The organism is Curtobacterium sp. PhB137, assembly GCF_003814955.1.
In the GTDB taxonomy this organism is placed as follows: domain Bacteria; phylum Actinomycetota; class Actinomycetes; order Actinomycetales; family Microbacteriaceae; genus Curtobacterium.
Window position 1 is genome coordinate 335,892 of the sequence record NZ_RKQO01000008.1, and the last position, 17,636, is coordinate 353,527.

The 17,636-nt window shown below is 69.8% G+C and carries 15 protein-coding genes; 7 read left to right on the forward strand and 8 right to left on the reverse strand.

Annotated elements, in window-relative coordinates; translation table 11 throughout:
- The first annotated feature begins 93 nt into the window (after positions 1–93).
- Positions 94–1,080 carry a 2,3,4,5-tetrahydropyridine-2,6-dicarboxylate N-succinyltransferase gene (dapD, locus tag EDF28_RS15980; protein WP_123938956.1) on the forward strand — a complete coding sequence of 329 codons (987 nt, stop codon included), beginning with the start codon at positions 94–96 and terminating at the stop codon, positions 1,078–1,080.
- 116 nt (positions 1,081–1,196) lie between these two features.
- On the opposite strand, the gene EDF28_RS15985 is transcribed toward dapD, so the two are convergent.
- From EDF28_RS15985 to typA, 7 genes are all read right to left on the reverse strand, one after another.
- Entirely contained in the window at positions 1,197–2,495 is a 1,299-nt protein-coding gene (locus tag EDF28_RS15985; protein ID WP_123340789.1) for a citrate synthase, read from the reverse strand.
- A gap of 184 nt (positions 2,496–2,679) precedes the next feature.
- Positions 2,680–3,798, reverse strand: a complete 1,119-nt coding sequence (gene dapC / locus EDF28_RS15990; protein ID WP_123938957.1) for a succinyldiaminopimelate transaminase — start codon at positions 3,796–3,798, stop codon at positions 2,680–2,682.
- Positions 3,799–3,811: 13 nt separating this feature from the next.
- Positions 3,812–4,129: a ferredoxin gene (gene fdxA, locus EDF28_RS15995; RefSeq protein ID WP_069711637.1), complete on the reverse strand. Its 318-nt coding sequence runs from the start codon at positions 4,127–4,129 to the stop codon at positions 3,812–3,814.
- Positions 4,130–4,164: 35 nt separating this feature from the next.
- On the reverse strand, positions 4,165–5,355 hold the full coding sequence (locus EDF28_RS16000; RefSeq protein ID WP_123938958.1) for a PIG-L family deacetylase: 1,191 nt from the start codon (positions 5,353–5,355) through the stop codon (positions 4,165–4,167).
- Between the two features lie 19 nt (positions 5,356–5,374).
- The gene (locus EDF28_RS16005; protein WP_123673112.1) at positions 5,375–5,917 is read right to left on the reverse strand and encodes a hypothetical protein; all 543 of its coding nucleotides are present in this window, start codon (positions 5,915–5,917) and stop codon (positions 5,375–5,377) included.
- A gap of 218 nt (positions 5,918–6,135) precedes the next feature.
- Positions 6,136–7,329, reverse strand: a complete 1,194-nt coding sequence (locus EDF28_RS16010; protein ID WP_185094272.1) for an amidohydrolase — start codon at positions 7,327–7,329, stop codon at positions 6,136–6,138.
- 66 nt (positions 7,330–7,395) lie between these two features.
- Positions 7,396–9,318: a translational GTPase TypA gene (gene typA / locus EDF28_RS16015; RefSeq protein WP_123938960.1), complete on the reverse strand. Its 1,923-nt coding sequence runs from the start codon at positions 9,316–9,318 to the stop codon at positions 7,396–7,398.
- 121 nt (positions 9,319–9,439) lie between these two features.
- Here typA and EDF28_RS16020 point away from each other — a divergent pair, with 121 nt between their 5' ends.
- The 3 genes from EDF28_RS16020 (at position 9,440) to EDF28_RS16030 (ending at position 11,455) form a co-directional block, all read left to right on the forward strand.
- Positions 9,440–10,189, forward strand: coding sequence for a CPBP family intramembrane glutamic endopeptidase (locus EDF28_RS16020; protein ID WP_123938961.1), 750 nt, complete (start codon positions 9,440–9,442; stop codon positions 10,187–10,189).
- Positions 10,190–10,198: 9 nt separating this feature from the next.
- Positions 10,199–10,678 (forward strand): peroxiredoxin, encoded by a 480-nt coding sequence (locus tag EDF28_RS16025; protein WP_123938962.1) that lies wholly within the window; start codon positions 10,199–10,201, stop codon positions 10,676–10,678.
- A gap of 225 nt (positions 10,679–10,903) precedes the next feature.
- Positions 10,904–11,455 (forward strand): PH domain-containing protein, encoded by a 552-nt coding sequence (locus tag EDF28_RS16030; RefSeq protein ID WP_123938963.1) that lies wholly within the window; start codon positions 10,904–10,906, stop codon positions 11,453–11,455.
- A gap of 91 nt (positions 11,456–11,546) precedes the next feature.
- Here EDF28_RS16030 and EDF28_RS16035 read toward each other — a convergent pair whose 3' ends face one another.
- A complete protein-coding gene (locus EDF28_RS16035; RefSeq protein ID WP_123938964.1) occupies positions 11,547–13,265 on the reverse strand; it encodes an ABC transporter family substrate-binding protein in 1,719 nt (572 codons plus the stop codon).
- A 256-nt stretch (positions 13,266–13,521) separates the two neighbouring features.
- Between EDF28_RS16035 and EDF28_RS16040 the strand changes: the two genes are divergently transcribed.
- From EDF28_RS16040 to EDF28_RS16050, 3 genes are read left to right on the forward strand one after another with little or no spacing between them, the layout of a single operon-like run.
- On the forward strand, positions 13,522–14,502 hold the full coding sequence (locus tag EDF28_RS16040; RefSeq protein ID WP_123938965.1) for an ABC transporter permease: 981 nt from the start codon (positions 13,522–13,524) through the stop codon (positions 14,500–14,502).
- A 3-nt stretch (positions 14,503–14,505) separates the two neighbouring features.
- Positions 14,506–15,444: an ABC transporter permease gene (locus EDF28_RS16045; RefSeq protein ID WP_123294113.1), complete on the forward strand. Its 939-nt coding sequence runs from the start codon at positions 14,506–14,508 to the stop codon at positions 15,442–15,444.
- Positions 15,437–17,581 (forward strand): dipeptide ABC transporter ATP-binding protein, encoded by a 2,145-nt coding sequence (locus EDF28_RS16050; protein ID WP_123938966.1) that lies wholly within the window; start codon positions 15,437–15,439, stop codon positions 17,579–17,581. Before EDF28_RS16045 ends, EDF28_RS16050 begins: the two co-directional genes overlap by 8 nt.
- Positions 17,582–17,636 lie beyond the last annotated feature (55 nt).

Genomic DNA, 17,636 nt, shown 5'->3' on the forward strand with positions numbered 1-17,636 from the left:
CCACGGCACGGCGGCCGGGAGGCACGGTGCGGTTCCGCAGCGTCCGTCCGGTCGGTCCGGTGCTCCCGTCCAGTGCGTCGGTACCCTGGTGCGGTGACCGACACGACCGCTGCCACCGACCCGACCGCCACCGCCGACCGCCCGACGCACGCCTGGGGCCACGGCCTCGCGACGATCGCCGCCGACGGCACGACGCTCGACACCTGGTACCCGGAGACCCACCTCGGCCCGCTGCCCGATGACGCGGTGTTCCCCGCAGAACTGCAGGCGCACGTCGGCGACGACCCCCGCCGCGAGGTCCGGATCGAGGCCGTCACCACCGAGGTCACCATCGACGCCGCCCCGACCAGCACCGAGGACGCGTACCTGCGCCTGCACCTGTTGAGCCACCTGCACGTGCGTCCGAACACCATCAACCTCGACGGTGTCTTCGGGTACCTCCCGATCGTCGCGTGGACGAACGCCGGGCCGGTCCACCCGGAGTCCCTGACCCGCCTGCGCCCGTCGCTGCAGCGCGCCGGCATCGCCGTGCACGCCATCGACAAGTTCCCCCGTCTGGTCGACTACGTCGTGCCGGACCGCGTCCGCATCGGTGACGCCAACCGCGTCCGTCTCGGGGCGCACCTGGCGCCGGGCACGACCGTCATGCACGAGGGCTTCGTGAACTTCAACGCCGGCACCCTCGGCGACGCCATGATCGAGGGCCGTGTCTCGCAGGGCGTCGTCGTCGGCAACGGCACCGACATCGGCGGCGGGGCGTCCATCATGGGCACGCTCTCCGGCGGCGGCACGCACCGGGTCTCCCTGGGCGAGCGCGCGCTGCTCGGTGCGAACGCGGGTCTCGGCATCTCCCTCGGCGACGACTCCGTCATCGAGGCCGGCCTGTACGTCACGGCGGGAACGAAGGTCGTCCTGGTCGGCGCCGCACCGAACCCGGACGGCACGCCGAAGACCGTCAAGGCCGCCGAGCTGTCCGGCACCCCGAACGTCCTGTTCCGGCGCAACAGCGTCAGCGGCGCCGTCGAGGCGCTGCAGCGCAAGGGCGAGGGCATCCAGCTCAACACCGCGCTCCACGCGTAGGACGCGTCGGACGGGAGGCCCGTGGCCACGCCGCCACGGGCCTCCCGTCCGTCACTTCGTGAGCAGAAATGGTCGGGTCCCATCTCGGGACCCGACCATTTCTGCTCACCAAGCGGCTACCGCGCGGGGAGGTCCCGCTTCGGTGCACCCACGTAGAGCTGCTGCGGGCGACCGATCTTGTTGAGCGGGTCGTTGTTCAGCTCGCGCCACTGCGCGATCCAGCCGGGCAGGCGGCCGATCGCGAACAGCACCGTGAACATGCGCGGCGGGAAGCCCATCGCCTTGTAGATGATGCCGGTGTAGAAGTCGACGTTCGGGTAGAGCTTGCGGTCGATGAAGTACTGGTCGCTCAACGCGATCTGCTCGAGCTCCTTCGCGATGTCGAGCAGGTCGTCCTGCACGCCGAGGGACTCGAGGACCTCGTCCGCCGACTCCTTGACGAGCTTCGCGCGGGGGTCGTAGTTCTTGTAGACGCGGTGTCCGAAGCCCATGAGCTTCACGCCGCGCTCCTTGTTCTTCACCCGCTCGACGAAGCGCTGCACGGGCTCTCCGGAGTCCTTGATCTGCTGCAGCATCTCGAGCACGGCCTCGTTCGCGCCGCCGTGCAGTGGCCCGTACAGGGCGTTGATGCCGGCCGAGATCGACGCGAACATGTTCGCCTTCGTCGAGCCGACCAGGCGGACCGTCGCGGTGGAGGCGTTCTGCTCGTGGTCCTCGTGCAGGATGAGGAGCCGGTCGAGGGCCTTCGACAGCACCGGGTTCGGCTGGTAGGTCTCGGCCATGGTGCCGAAGTTCAAGCGCAGGAAGTTGTCGACGAAGGACAGCCCGTTGTCCGGGTACAGGAACGCCTGCCCGATGGACTTCTTGTGCGCGTACGCGGCGATGACCGGCAGCTTGGCGAGCAACCGCACGGTCTGCAGCTCGACCTTCTCCGGGTCGTCGACGTCCATGTCGTCCTCGTAGTACGTCGACAGGGCGCTGACGGCGCTGGACAGCACGGACATCGGGTGCGCGGAGTGCGGGAGCGCGTCGAACAGGCGCCGGAGGTCCTCGTGCAGCAGGGTGTGCCGACGGATGCGGGCGTCGAAGTCGGCGAGTTCGGACTCGTCGGGCAGCTCGCCGTAGATCAGGAGCCACGCGACCTCGAGGAAGGTGCAGTTCGACGCGACCTGGTCGATCGGGTACCCGCGGTACCGCAGGATGCCCTCGTCGCCGTCGATGTAGGTGATCGCGCTCTTGGTCGACCCGGTGTTCACGAACCCGTAGTCGAGCGTGTTCATCCCGGTCTGCTTCTTGAACGTCGAGATGTCCATGGTGGACGCGCCGTCGACGCTCGGCAGGATCGGGAACTCCGCGCTGCCGCCCGGGTACGTCAGCGTCGCGGTCTCGCCCGTCTGTTCGGCGGCGGGACTCACGGGCACGGGCGTCGTGGGCGGTGTGGCCGTCTTCTGAGCGTCGTTGGCAGTGTCAGTCACGTTGACAGCCTAATCGCGGCGTCTGTCGCTCGTGCACACATCGATGGTCACGACTTGGTGGGAACCCCCGGTTGCGCTCCGGGCGGAATGCACGATCCGGCCGGTCGCGGGGTGCGTCCCCGCGCTACGCGGTGCCGAGCCGACGGCTGCTGGCCAGCCGCTGGGCCGCCGCGGCGATGCGCTCGTCGGTCGCCGTGAGGGCCACCCGGACGTGCTCCCCGCCCGCCGTGCCGTAGAACGTGCCCGGTGCGACGAGGATCCCGCGGTCGGCCAACCACGACACCGTGTCGAGCGCCGGCTCACCGCGGGTCGCCCAGAGGTACAGGCCGGCCTCGCTGTGGTCGATGCGGAAGCCGGCGTCCTCGAGTGCCCGTCGGAGCATGTTCCGGCGCGCCCGGTAGCGGGCCTTCTGCTGCTGCACGTGGGTCTGGTCCGCGAGTGCGACGATCATCGCTTCCTGCACCGGCAGCGGCGGCATGAGCCCCGCGTGCTTCCGGACCGCGAGCACGTCGGCGAGGATCCGGGCGTCACCGGCGACGAACGCCGCGCGGTACCCGGCCAGGTTCGACTGCTTCGACAGCGAGTACACGCTGAGCACGCCGTCGACCGAGTCGCCGACGACGCGGGGGTCGAGGATCGTGGGGGTCGGGGTGGTCGCGTACTGCGGGTCCCAGCCGAGCTCGGCGTAGCACTCGTCGCCGACGATGACGGCACCGAGTTGGCGGGCCCGGTCGACCGCTGCGCGCAGGTCGTCGATGGAGAGCACGCGGCCGTCGGGGTTGCCGGGCGAGTTCAGCCACACCAGCTTCGTCGTCGCCGGCCACGCGGCCGGGTCATCCGAGGCGAGGGCGTCCGCACCGACCAGGGCCGCACCGAGCTCGTAGGTGGGGTACGCAGCGGCGGGGAACACCACGGTGTCGCCGGCGCCGATGCCGAGCCAGAGCGCCAGGCCGGCGATGAACTCCTTCGACCCGATCGTCGGCAGCGTGTGCGCCTCGGTCAGCTGCACCCCGTGCCGGCGGCCGTACCAGTCGGCGATGGCCTGCCGCAGCGCCGGGGTGCCGGCGACCTGCGGGTAGGCGTGCGCGTCGGTGGCGTCGGCGAGAGCACGCCGGACGACCTCGGGGGTGGGGTCGACGGGCGAGCCGACGCTGAGGTCGACGATGCCGCCCTCGTACCCGGCCGCGCGCTGCTTGAACGGGACGAGCTGGTCCCAGGGGAAGTCGGGCAGGTCGAGCGCCACGTGCGTGTCCGGCTCAGCCGCGGGGCGGTTCGGCCATGACGACCGGGTGGTCCTTGTGGATCACACCGACCTTCGCGGCGCCACCGGGCGAGCCGACTTCCTGGAAGAACTCGACGTTGGCCTTGTAGTAGTCGGCCCACTCGTCGGGCAGGTCGTCCTCGTAGTAGATGGCCTCGACCGGGCACACCGGCTCGCACGCACCGCAGTCGACGCACTCGTCGGGGTGGATGTACAGCGAGCGGTCGCCCTCGTAGATGCAGTCGACGGGGCATTCGTCGATGCAGGCACGGTCCTTGACGTCGACACAGGGCTGGGCGATCACGTAGGTCACGGTTCGGGTGCTCCCTTCGACGAGCGGGTTCGAGTCTACTCGCGGCCCGGGGCCGTCCGGGACCGCAGCCCCGACAGGTCCGGCCACGCGAGCACCAGGGCGGCGATGACGGCGGGGGCGAACGTCCACACGTACCCGGCCGCGTTCGCCAGCACGAGCGGCGAGCCCTGGCCACCGACGGAGACGAGCACCTGGGTGGCGACGAGGATGCCGATGCCGATCGCGGCGACCATCGCCCGCGACCGGTACAGCAGCCGGATGCCCACGGTCAGCCCGATCACGAGCAGCGTGGTGATGACCATGCCGATCGGGAACGCGGCGGCGCCGACGGTCTGCTGGTGCGTCACGGTGCCGAGGCCGCCGGTGACGAGCCCGAGCACGAGCGCGACGGCGACCGCGGCGACCTTTCCCTGGCCGGACATCTCGGCGTAGGTCTGCGGTGCCGGGGGCTGCGGGTCGGCGTCGTGCCGGAAGGCCTCGACGGCGGGGGCGTGCTCGCGGACGCCGTGCGGCATCACCCACGACAGCGCGGTCGGGTCGGCGGGGTCGACCGGGTCGACGGTGACCTGCGAGCGGTACTGCTCGACGGCGGCACGCACCTTCGCCCGCACCGGCAGGACGTCGACGGTGACGTCGGCGTCCCCGGTCTCCGGGGCGACGATCATCGAGAACGCCACTTCCTCTGCCCGGGCCGCGTACCGAGCCGCGTGGTGCACACGCACGTGGTCGGGGTGGCCGTACCCGCCGTCGTCGGCGTAGCTCACGACCGCGTCGGCACCGGTGGAGCGGATCGCGGCACGGACGTCGTCGACGACCTCACCCAGGTCGGCGGCGGTCAGCGAGTCGGCGGGGGCGTCGTCGGCGGCGGTCGCCCGCCCGTCCGGCCCCCACTGCATGCCGGAGTCGACGTACCGGCGTTCCGGCAGGTCGGTGGGCCGGGCACCGCGACCGCCGAGCCACAGGTGCGCCGGGCCGCCGAGGGCTGCGAGTGCCGCGTCGATCTCGGTCTCGCGGTGCGCGGCGACGCGCTGGGCGTCGCCGGCCAGGGGCGCGAGCCGCTCGGTGAGCATCTCGCCGCGCTCACCGCGGGTCGCCGTCAACACGGTGACCTCGGCGCCGAGCTCGAGCAGGGTCGCGATCGTCCCACCGGACGACAGGGTCTCGTCGTCGGGGTGGGCGTGCACGAACAGGACGCGCTCGGGGCGCGTGACGGAGGCCTTCGACATCGCCCCCAAGGGTACGGGACTAGCGGGCCGTGACGATGTAGGTCGCGGTGACGCCGTCGTCGCCGTCCGAGAACGTGAGCACGACGCGGTACCCGTCGCTGCGGAACATCCCGAACGCACTCGACGAGTCGGCGCGCTTCGCCGATTCGGTGTAACCGGCGTCGGCGAGCTGCTGCGCGGCGGAGGCGAAGTCGTCGACCGACCCGGCGCGCACCTGCACGACCCACCCGGAGCCGTTCGGTCCCGCTCCCCCGCCGAGCACCGTGCCGTCGACGAGCGGCACGTCGGACGACGGGAACCCGTCGGGCACCTTGCCGTCAGAGGTGACGTTCGCGCCCTTGAGCGCCGTGTCGAGCGCCCCGTCGATGCCGCCCGCGACCGAGGACATGCCGTCCTGGATCGCCTTGCCGTCGATGCCCGCGACGCCGTCCGCGACCGTCGAGGCCACCGAGGACCCGAGGTCCGTCGCCTGCTTCACGGAGTCGGACGAGCAGCCGGTGAGTCCGGCCAGGGCGATGCCGGCGGCGACGGCGGCGATCAGCGGGGTACGGAGGGAACGCATGCGCCGACGGTAACGGGTGAGCCGGGAGGCACGGCGCGAGTTGGCTGTGAACGTCCTGTCCCCGGGACGGTCACCCGCGCGGCGGGGCCGCCCCGCGCCTCCCGTCCGCCCGTCGCGCCCGTCGCGCGAACCTGGCCGAAACGGGCGTACCTGGTCCTTCGTTCCGACCAGGTACGCCCGTTCCCGCTTCCTACCGCCCGCGCAATGGGAAGGAAACGTCAGGCGACGTAGGCGCGCGTCGCGGCGACCAAGGCGTCGACGCCGACCGGGATCGCGGTCTCGGCCTGCGGCGCGTAGAACGGCGAGTGGTTGCTCGGGATGTCCTCGCCGCGGCGGAACAGCTCCGGGTCGGTGATGCCCGTGAACCAGTACACGAGCGGGACGCCCGCCGCCGTCGCGAGCTGCCCGACGTCCTCCGACGCCATCGCCAGCCCGATCTCGAGCTCGCGCGCACCCGGCACGGCGGCGCTGACGGCCGCGAGCACCCGGGCAGCGGACGCCGCGTCGTTCACGGTCACCTCGGCACCGGGCGACCGCACGATCGTCGGCTCCGGCAGCCCGCCGGCGTCGCTCTCGGCACGGACGATCCGCTCGATCGACGCGATGATGCGCGCACGGGTGTCCTCGTTGCGGGCACGCGTCGAGATCTCGATGACGGCCTGGTCGGGGATGATGTTCGCGCGGGTCCCGGCGTGGAAGCTGCCGACGGTGACGACACCGGCTTCGCTCGGCGAGACCTCGCGCGAGACGACGGTCTGCAGCCGGACGACGGCGGACGCGGCGGTGACGACCGGGTCGAGGGATGCCTGCGGTGCGGAGCCGTGCGCCCCACGACCGTTGAAGGTCACGGTGAGCCGGTCGCTCGACGCCATCACCGGGCCGGAGCCGATCGCGACGATGCCGACCGGGGCCGGAGCCGAGTGCTGGCCGAGCACGACGTCGGGCTTCGGGAACCGGTCGACCAGGCCGTCCTCGACCATGGCGCGGGCGCCGGAGATGACCTCCTCCGCCGGCTGGAAGACGCCGACGACCGTGCCGCTCCACTGGTCCCGGGTGGCGACGAGGCGCTCGAGCGTGCCGAGCAGCCAGGTGACGTGGATGTCGTGGCCGCACGCGTGCATCGTCGGGACGTCGTTGCCGTCCTCGTCGGTGCCGCGGTGCTGGCTGGCGTAGGACAGCCCCGTGCGTTCCTGGACCGGCAGGCCGTCCATGTCGGCGCGGAGCCACACGACCGGGCCCTCGCCGTTCGACAGGACGCCGACGACACCGGTGCCGCCGACGCCGGTGGTCACCTCGATGCCACCGAGTTCGGCGAGCCGGTCGGCCACGATGCCCGCAGTGCGGTGCTCCTGGAAACCGAGCTCGGGGTGGGCGTGCAGGTCCTGGTACAGCGAGAGGAGGTCGAGGGTCACGGCATCCACCGTAACCCCCGACCTCCTCAGGTCGTGCTCTTGCTGACGCGACGCGTCGCTTGGTGCTTACGCGTCCTGACGCTTCAGGCGGGCGTACGAGCGCTGGCGGGCCTGCGCGTCGAGCTCGACCTTGCGGATGCGGACGACGGCCGGGGTGACCTCGACGCACTCGTCCTCGCGCGCGAACTCCAGGCACTCCTCGAGGGAGAGCTGGCGCGACGGCGTCATCGACTCGAAGGAGTCGGCGTTCGCCGAACGCATGTTCGTGAGCTTCTTCTCCTTCGTGATGTTGACGTCCATGTCGTCGGCGCGCGAGTTCTCGCCGATGACCATGCCCTCGTAGACCTCTTCGGTGGGGTTGACGAAGAACGTCATCCGCTCCTGCAGGTTCGTGATGGCGAACGGCGTGACGACACCCGAGCGGTCGGAGACGATCGAGCCGTTGATGCGGGTCTGGATCGGGCCGGCCCACTCGTCGTAGCCATGCGAGATCGCGTTGGCGATGCCGGTGCCGCGGGTCTCGGTCAGGAACGACGTGCGGAAGCCGATCAGGCCGCGCGACGGGACGATGAACTCCATGCGCACCCAGCCGGTGCCGTGGTTCGTCATGTTCTCCATGCGGCCCTTGCGAGCGGCCATGAGCTGCGTGATCGCGCCGAGGTGCTCCTCCGGCGTGTCGATCGTCATGTGCTCGTACGGCTCCTGCAGCTTGCCATTCTCGTCACGCTTCGTGACGACCTGCGGCTTGCCGACGGTGAGCTCGAAGCCCTCACGACGCATCTGCTCGACCAGGATGGCGAGCGCGAGCTCACCACGGCCCTGGACCTCCCACGCATCGGGGCGACCGATGTCGAGGACCTTGAGCGAGACGTTGCCGATGAGCTCGCGGTCGAGGCGCTCCTTGACCATGCGGGCGGTCAGCTTGTGACCCTTGACCTTGCCGACGAGCGGGCTGGTGTTCGTGCCGATCGTCATCGAGATCGCCGGGTCGTCGACCGTGATGGTCGGCAGCGGGCGGACGTCCTCGGGGTCGGTCAGCGTCTCACCGATGGTGATCGTGTCGAAGCCGGCGACGGCGACGATGTCACCGGGGCCCGCCGACTCGGCCGGGTAGCGCTCGAGGGCCTTGGTGATGAGGAGCTCGGTGATGCGGGCGTTCACGACGGTGCCGTCGTGCTTGACCCACGCGACCGTCTGGCCCTTCTTCATCGTGCCGTGGAAGATGCGCAGCAGCGCGAGGCGACCGAGGAACGGCGACGCGTCGAGGTTGGTGACGTGGGCCTGCAGCGGGTGCTGGTCGTCGTACTTCGGCGCGGGGACGTGCTGCAGGATCGCTTCGAACAGCGGCTCGAGGTCGTCGTTGTCGGGCAGCGAGCCGTCGGCCGGCTTGTTGCGCGACGCGGCACCGGCACGACCCGAGGCGTAGACCACGGGGACGTCGAGGATCGCGTCGAGGTCGAGGTCGTCGACCTCGTCCGACAGGTCGGACGCCAGGCCGAGGAGCAGGTCCTGCGACTCGGAGACGACCTCGTCGATGCGGGAGTCGGGGCGGTCCGTCTTGTTGACGAGCAGGATCACCGGGAGCTTGGCGGCGAGCGCCTTGCGGAGCACGAAGCGCGTCTGGGGCAGCGGGCCCTCGGACGCGTCGACGAGCAGGACGACACCGTCGACCATGGAGAGGCCTCGCTCGACCTCACCACCGAAGTCGGCGTGACCCGGGGTGTCGATCACGTTGATGGTGATGGGGCCGTCCGCGCCGAACTCGGTCGCGTGCTTGCCGTTGTAGAGCACCGACGTGTTCTTCGCGAGGATCGTGATGCCCTTCTCGCGCTCGAGGTCGTTCGAGTCCATCATGCGGTCTTCGCCCTCGAAGTGGGCGTCGAACGAGTTGGTCTGCGTGAGCATCGCGTCGACGAGGGTGGTCTTGCCGTGGTCGACGTGTGCCACGATGGCGACGTTGCGCAGGTCGGACCGGGTGGCGAGCGCCATACAGGACATCCTTCAATTTCTGGGAGAGTGTCGGGCCAGTGATTTGTCGGCACCGCACCCGCGGGCAGAACGCCCGACACGCCAGTCTACCGGTAGTTCGCAACCGTCAGGAGTACAGCAGATGAGCCGACGGCGAACGTGGGTCGAGATCACCATCGTGCTGCTGCTCTCACTGGGTGCCAGCGCGCTGTACTCGATCCTCCAGATCATCGACGACCTGTCGCAGACGACCCCGCTCGGCGAGCAGTCCACGGCACTCAACACCTCGTCGACGACGGTGCAGTACATCGACCTGGCCCGGCAGCTGCTCGGCATCGCAGTGGACCTGGCACCGGTCGCGCTCGTCTGTTTCCTGCTGTGGAGCACGTCGCGCCCGCACCTGTCCCGGCTCGGCATCGACCGGTTCCGGGTGAAGCCCGACCTGGGCGGTCCGGCGCTCATCGCGCTGTGCATCGGGATCCCGGGGCTCGCCCTGTACTTCGCCGGGCGTGCGCTCGGCATCACGGTGGACGTGGACCCCGCTGCCCTGAACTCGTACTGGTGGACGGTGCCGGTCCTGCTGCTGTCCGCGATCCGCTCCGGCCTGCAGGAGGAGGTCATCGTGATCGGGTACCTCTACGCCCGGCTCGGCGACCTGGGCTGGGGGCGGTGGCAGGTGATCCTGTCGACGGCACTGCTGCGCGGGAGCTACCACCTGTACCAGGGCTTCGGCGCGTTCGTCGGCAACGCCGTGATGGGCATCGTGTTCGGCTGGATCTACACGAAGTGGGGCCGCCTGATGCCCCTGATCATCACGCACTGCCTGCTCGACGCCGCGGTGTTCGTCGGGTACCCCTGGGTCGCGAGCGCGTTCCCCCGGTTGCTCTCGTAGCGTGAGCACATGAGCATCCCCGAGGTCGGCGAGTCCGCGCCGACGTTCACCCTGCCGGGCATGATCGTCCGCGACGGGGTCCGCACCGACGACGAGTACGACCTGTCGTCGGTGATCGGCCGGACCGTGGTGCTCGCCTTCTACCCCGGCGACGCGACGGCCGTCTGCACCGCGCAGCTGTGCAGCTACCAGGCGGAGCTCGACGAGTTCGACGACCTCGGCGCCGTGGTGTGGGGCATCAGCCCGCAGGCCCTCGACTCGCACGAGACGTTCGCACGCGGTTCCTCGCTCACGTTCCCCCTGCTGAGCGACACCGCCGGCTCGGTGATCCGCGACTACGGCGTGCGCGCGCCGGGGATCGGACTCCGTCGGTCGGTGTTCGTGATCGGCCCCGACGGGGTCGTGCGGTGGCGGCACGTCGGGCTGGTCGGTCTGCGGTTCCCGACGGCCGAGACCATCCGTGAACAGATCGAACTGCTCGTCTCGTAACCGAACCCCGCGGATCCGACGGCTTCCGCCGTTCCCGGCGTGGGGAATCCCCGAATCCGTCGCCATGGGGTATTGACACCCGAACTGGGGGCGACGACCATTGTCGGCACGAGAGGTCCACGCAGGATCTGCCTCCCCGGGGAATCGGGTCGTCCGGAGATACGCGCTGGTGTGTCACACCCGCTCCCCGGGCGTCTCCGGGGAGGCATCTCGTAACCTCGTCCGGTGCACACCACCATCGTCGCTCCGGGCCTCCGCCATCTCGCCATCGCCCTCTGGGTCGTCGCGGTGGCGCTCGTCCCCCTGGCACTGCTCGGTGGCAGCAACCCGTGGCTCGTCCCGGTCCCGAGCATCTGCATCGCGTTCGTGGCGTGGGCCGCGCTCTGGCGGCCGCGCATCGAGCTGACGCCCGAGCACCTGCGGATCGTGGACGTCCGCCGCACCAGCACCTACACGTGGTCGCGCGTCACCGAGGTGCGCACGAAGTACGGCATCGAGGTCGTCACGAGCGAGGGCGTCCGCCGCGTCTGGATCGCGACGCGCCCGACCGCGCGGCTCACCGCCCAGGTCCAGGGCCGACCGGGAGGCCCGGATCACCTCGACGTCGACGCTGCGGCCGCGCAGATGCTGACCCTCGTGCCCGCCCCGACACCGCAGGACGGCCCGCCGCCGACGACCGTGGTCGCTGCGCCGATCACCCACCGGGTGCACGGCTGGACGGTCCTGGCGTTCGTCGTGCTCGGGATCGCGGCGTCGCTCGCGGCGGCCCGGCTGTAGCACCCGGCGTCCACTCCGCCGCCGACGCAGAACGACACCCCCGACGTCGTGCGACGTCGGGGGTGTCGTTGCAGGTCGTGCGACCGCGGGACTACTTGGTGTAGCCCACGTCCTGCCACTTGACCGAGTACTGCTGGAACTGCGCGGGGCCGTAGTTCACGAGGTCCTTGCGCACGCCCCAGGCGTACGGCTCGGCGAACAGCGGGATGGTGCCGGCGACGGCGACGATCTTCTTGTCGATCGCCTGCGCGTCCTTGATGCGGGCGTCGGCGTCGAGCTCGGCGTTCGCCTTGTCCCATGCCGCGCCGAGCGAGTCGTCCGTCACGCCGGTGTAGTTCTGGCCGGCGTCGGCGGGGTAGTAGATCGACTTGAGCGACGAGATCGGGAACGGCGTGCCCTGCCACGCGAAGTACGTGGCGTCGAAGTCACGGCCGTCGGTGGTGATGTACTTCGTGAAGAAGTCGTCCGAGGGCACGGTGTCGATCGTGACCTTGAAGCCGGCGAGCTTCGTCTGCTGCTGCACGAGCTGCGCGACGTTCGCCGAGTTCGGGTTGTCCGACGGGATCACGAAGCGGACGTCGAGTTCCTTGCCGCCCTTGGTCGCGTAGCCGTCCGAACCGACCTTCCAGCCGGCGTCCTCGAGCTTCGACTTCGCCTTGTCGGTGCTGTAGCCGTAGACCGACGAGACGTCGTCCTGGTAGCCCTCCTGACCGGGCAGGTACGTCAGGTTGTTGAGCACGTCACCCGGGCTCTTCACCGGCGACAGGATCGCCTGGGCGAGGACCTTGCGGTTGATGGCCTGGGCGAACGCCTGGCGCACGTCCTGGTCCTTGAAGACGTCCGAGGTGCCGTTCAGCGTGATCTGCCGCTGCGTGGTGCCGAGCGAGCGCTCGATCTTCGAGTCGGAGCGGGAGTTCGCCGTCTTGAGGTTGTCGGCGCTGCCGTTCAGGTTGAACGCGTCGAGTTCCTTGTTGCCGTACGCCTGCGCGACACCGTCACGCGAGACCGTCTTGAAGACGATGGTGTCGAGCTTGCCCTCGTCGCCCCACCATTTCGGGTTCTTCTCGAACGTGAGGACGCCGCCGTTGGCGTCGAAGGACTTCACGATGTACGGGCCACCGGAGACGTAGGTCTTGCCGTCAGCGGCGTACGGACCCTTGGCCCAGGCGGTGTTGAAGTGCTCGGGGGTGTCGACGGCCCAGTACGGGTAGATGGAGCCCAGGACGCTCGCCCAGTCGGCGTTCGTCTTCGAGAACGTCATGATGACGTCGCGCTCGTCCGAGCCCTGCTTGACCGAGTCGACGTCCTCCCACACGTTGGTGGCGAGGGGCGCGAAGGCCTTGTTCGTGCCGTTCAGCGCCTTCCAGTTCGCGATGACGTCCTTCGCGCTGATCGGGGTGCCGTCAGACCACACGGCCTTCGGGTTGATCTTGATCTCGACGGTCTGGGGTGAGTCCTTGGTCAGCTCGACCGAGGTCGCGAAGTCCTTGTTCACCTCCCACTCGCCGTTCTCCTTGAACTGGATGAAGCCCGGCAGGTACGCACCGGAGATCGTCTGGTCGTCGACGGTTCCGGAGTCGAGGTTGTTGATCTGGAAGTTCGCCGGAGCGGTGTCGATCGGCAGGGTGATCGACCCGCCGTCCTTGACGTCCGCGCGGTCCGCGACGGTCCAGCCGGTCGACTTCAGCGACGACTCGGCGACCGCGGAGCTGCTGTTGCCCGCCTGTCCACCGCCGGAGCAGCCGGCCAGCACGACGGCCGCAGCCGCAGCGGTGGCCAGCACGGCGATGCCCTTGATCCTCTTTCGCATGGCGAGGATTCCCTTTCGTTGTGGTTCGCGCAGTTCGCGCTGGAACGCGGCGACCCCCGCCGCCACGCCTGTTGGTTGAGAACCCTAGTCACATCCGAAGGCTCCACAAGGGTTGATGTGGGGAATCGAAACATGCTCGTAACGAATGTTGCATAGCGTCACAACGGAAGTCCCACCCCTCCGTCGCGAGCGGCTAACCTGTCGCCACCGACAACGCCGTCCGGACGGACGGCCGCACCCCACGAGGTCCCAGTACATGCTTGCCTTCATCGCAAAGCGGATCGTCAACTACATCGTCCTGACGATCGTCGCGACGACCCTCGGTTACATCCTCGCCAGCAGCACGCTCAACCCGGCTGCCCGGTTCCTGGGCCGCAACCCGGCCGTGCCGCAGGGCACGATCGACGCGTCCCTGCGGAAGCTCGGTGCCGATCCGGACACCCCGCTCATCGTCCGGACGTGGACCTGGTGGTCGAACCTCGTCACGCACGGGTCGCTCGGCATGAGCACCCGCGGCACCGAGGTCACGGCCGACATCGTCGCCCGCTCCGGCACGAGCCTGCGCTTGCTGGTCATCGGCACGCTGCTCGGCGCGATCCTCGGGGTGCTGCTCGGTGTCTGGAACGCCGTCCGCCAGTACCGCACGTCGGACCAGGTCTCGACGTACCTGTCGTTCGCCGTGCTCGCCACCCCGACCTTCGTCATCGCGGTCGTCCTGATGATCCTCGCGACGGCGATGAACCAGGGGCTCGGCACCCAGGTGATCCGGTTCACGGGTGAGTACACGCCGGGGGTGAACGGGTTCTTCCCGGTGCTCGGCGACCGACTGATCCACCTGTTGTTACCCACGATCTCGCTGACCGTCGGCGCCGTCGCCACGTACTCGCGGTACCAGCGCTCCGCGATGCTCGACGTGCTGTCGAACGACTTCATCCGCACCGCGCGGTCGAAGGGCCGGACGCGTGGATCGGCCATCATGCGCCACGGCGTCCGCGTCGCCCTCATCCCGATGTCGACGTTCTTCGCGTACTCGTTCGGGCTGATCCTGACCGGCGCGAGCATCACCGAGCTGGTCTTCAGCTGGCACGGCATGGGCGAGTACTTCGTCCAGGGCATCACCAACAACGACATCAACGCGGCCTCGGGCACGATCCTCTTCACGGCGATCCTCGTGCTCATCGCAGGAACCCTCGCGGACCTGCTCTACGCCGCGCTCGACCCGCGAGTGAGGGTGTGACCCGTGTCTGTTCTCGACCCCACGACCACGACCACTGCCGGTGACCCCGGTGACGGCAACGCCGGCACCCCGGCGCACGTCATCGAGGTCAAGGGCGGCCGCACGCCGCTCTGGCGCAAGGTGTTCGGCACCTGGCGCGCCCGCATCGGTGGCGGCGCCCTGCTGCTCATCCTGCTGTGGGCCTTCGTCGGCCCGCACCTGTACCACTGGAACGCCGTCGACTCCGACGGCCTGGCGTTCGGCATGCCGCCGAGCGCCGCGCACTGGTTCGGCACGAACGACATCGGCCAGGACATCTACGCGCAGACGCTCGTCGGCCTGCAGAAGTCGCTGCTCATCGGCCTCATCGCCGGTCCGGCCGCCACGCTGATCGCCGGCATCGTCGGTGCCATCGCCGGCTACTTCGGCGGCACCGTGGACCGCGTGCTCGTGTGGGTCATCGACCTGCTGCTCGTGATCCCCTCGTTCTACGCGCTCGTGCTCCTCAGCCCGGTGTTCAAGAACCTGACGTGGGTGGCGCTCATCGTCGGCCTCGCGGTGTTCAGCTGGATGGTGATGGCCCGCGTCATCCGCGGCCAGACGATGTCCCTGCGCGAACGCGACTACGTCAAGGCCGCCCGCTTCATGGGCGTCCCCTCGTTCACGATCATCCGACGGCACATCCTGCCGAACGTGGCGTCCCTGCTCATCATCGACGCGACGCTCGGCGTCGGGGCCGCGATCCTGGCGGAGAGCTCGCTGAGCTTCTTCGGCTTCGGCATCCAGATCCCCGACGTCTCGCTCGGCACCCTGCTCGCCGCCGGCAGCCAATCCGCCGTCACCCGCCCGTGGCTGTTCGTCCTGCCCGCCGCGACCCTCGTCGCGACCGTGCTCTCGACCAGCCTGCTCGGCGACGCCCTGCGCGACGCCATCGACCCCACCTCCGGAGCCAACCGTGACTGAGCCGCTGCTGACCGTGTCCGACCTGTCGGTCACGTTCAACCCGAAGACCAAGCCCGTCTACGCCGTCCGCGGGGTCGACTACACGGTGGCCCCCGGCGAGTTCCTCGGGATCGTCGGCGAGTCCGGCTCCGGCAAGTCGGTGTCCTCGATGGCCGTGATGGGTCTGCTCCCGTCGTCCGCCCACGTCGAGGGCAGCATCCGCTTCGACGGCCAAGAGCTCTTGGGCAAGAACGACCGCGAGATGTCCCGCCTGCGCGGCGGCGACATCGCGATGGTGTTCCAGGACCCGCTGTCCGCCCTGACACCCGTGTACACGATCGGCCAGCAGATCATCGAGGGGCTGCGACTGCACGACCGCTCCCTCACCCAGCACGCCGCCCGCACCCGCGCCGAGGAGCTCCTGCGCGTCGTCGGCATCCCGAACCCCGCTCGGCGGCTCGACGCGTTCCCGCACGAGTTCTCCGGCGGCATGCGGCAGCGCGCGATGATCGCCATCGCCATCGCGAACGACCCGAAGCTGATCATCGCCGACGAGCCGACCACCGCGCTCGACGTCACGATCCAGGCGCAGATCCTCGACGTGCTGCAGACGGCGAAGGACATGACCGGCGCCGCCGTGGTCCTGATCACGCACGACCTCGGAGTCGTGGCCGGCAACGCGGACCGCGTCGCCGTCATGTACGCGGGCCGCATCGTCGAGACGGCTCCGGTCGAGCCGCTCTTCCGCGAGCCCGTCATGCCGTACACGATCGGGCTCCTGCGCTCGATGCCGAACATGACCGCGGCCCGCACCGAACGGCTCGTGCCGCTCGAAGGCCGCCCACCCCTGCTCACGCAGAAGCCGACCGGCTGCCCGTTCGCCGACCGCTGCCCGGCGGTCATCGACGCCTGCCGCGACGGCGAGCCCGCGCTGGTCGAGCCGACCGTCCCGCAGAGCGGCGACAACCCGGTCCTGACCGGGACCGTCCCGACGATCGGCAACGGCACGCTGCTCGACGACCACACCGCCGCGTGCATCCGTCGCGACGAGATCGCGGCGGGCACCCTCGAGCGGTCGGAGATCTTCCCCCGCCCCGAGGACATCCCCGAAGCGGCGGTCGACCACGGCGACGACGTCGTCCTCGAGCTCACCGACGTCGTGAAGACGTTCCCGCTCACCAAGGGCGCGCTCTTCCGCCGGCAGATCGGCGAGGTGCACGCAGTCGACGGCATCTCCCTGACGCTCAAGCGCGGCCAGGTGCTCGGCCTGGTCGGTGAGTCCGGCTGCGGCAAGACCACCACGATCATGGAGATCCTCGAGCTCGCCGGCGCGCAGCAGGGCACCATCCGGGTGAACGGCGTCGACACCGCGTCGCTGTCGAAGAAGGACCGCCTGGCGATCCGCCGCGACATCCAGGTCGTGTTCCAGGACCCGATGGCGTCGATCGACCCCCGGCTCGACATCGGTTCGGTGATCGGTGAACCGCTCACGGTGCACGGAGTCGCGAAGGACGAGATCCGCCGCCGGGTCCGCGAGGTCCTCGAACTCGTCGGGCTCGAGCCGAGCTACATCGACCGGTACCCGCACGAGTTCTCCGGCGGCCAGCGGCAGCGCATCGGCATCGCCCGCGCGCTCATCGTCGAACCGAAGATCCTCGTGCTCGACGAGCCCGTCTCGGCGCTCGACGTCTCGGTGCAGGCCGGCGTGATCAACCTGCTCGAGGACCTGAAGCACCGCCTCGGCCTGTCGTACCTGTTCGTCGCGCACGACCTGTCCGTCGTCCGGCACATCGCCGACGACGTCGCGGTCATGTACCTCGGCCGCATCGTCGAGTACGGCGACGGCGACAAGGTGTTCTCCGACCCGCAGCACCCCTACACGCGGGCGCTGCTGTCGGCCGTGCCGGTGCCGGACCCGACCGCCGAGGCCGCCCGCGGGCGGATCCTGCTCGACGGCGACCTGCCCTCCCCCACGGAGCGCATCGACGGCTGCCGGTTCCGCACCCGCTGCCCGCTCTACCAGCTCCTCGACGAGGGCCGGCAGGAACAGTGCCGCACCGTCGACCCACGCCTGCAGGACGTGCACGGCCGTGGTGTCGCGTGCATCCAGACCGACCAGGAGCACCTGCTCACCGAGCGCGTCGGCGCGGTCGTCTGACCACGCGGGTCACGTGGTGGACGTGACCAGCTGACGGACGGGAGGCCCGGTACCA

Bases quoted from the DNA above. Each gene is read 5' to 3' on its own strand.
- EDF28_RS16000 (WP_123938958.1), bottom strand. From the start codon at position 5,355: ATGTCGAAGGCCTCCGTCACGCGCCCCGAGCGCGTCCTGTTCGTGCAC.
- EDF28_RS16005 (WP_123673112.1), bottom strand. From the start codon at position 5,917: ATGCGTTCCCTCCGTACCCCGCTGATCGCCGCCGTCGCCGCCGGCATC.
- typA (WP_123938960.1), bottom strand. From the start codon at position 9,318: ATGGCGCTCGCCACCCGGTCCGACCTGCGCAACGTCGCCATCGTGGCA.
- EDF28_RS16020 (WP_123938961.1), top strand. From the start codon at position 9,440: ATGAGCCGACGGCGAACGTGGGTCGAGATCACCATCGTGCTGCTGCTC.
- EDF28_RS16025 (WP_123938962.1), top strand. From the start codon at position 10,199: ATGAGCATCCCCGAGGTCGGCGAGTCCGCGCCGACGTTCACCCTGCCG.
- EDF28_RS16035 (WP_123938964.1), bottom strand. From the start codon at position 13,265: ATGCGAAAGAGGATCAAGGGCATCGCCGTGCTGGCCACCGCTGCGGCT.
- EDF28_RS16040 (WP_123938965.1), top strand. From the start codon at position 13,522: ATGCTTGCCTTCATCGCAAAGCGGATCGTCAACTACATCGTCCTGACG.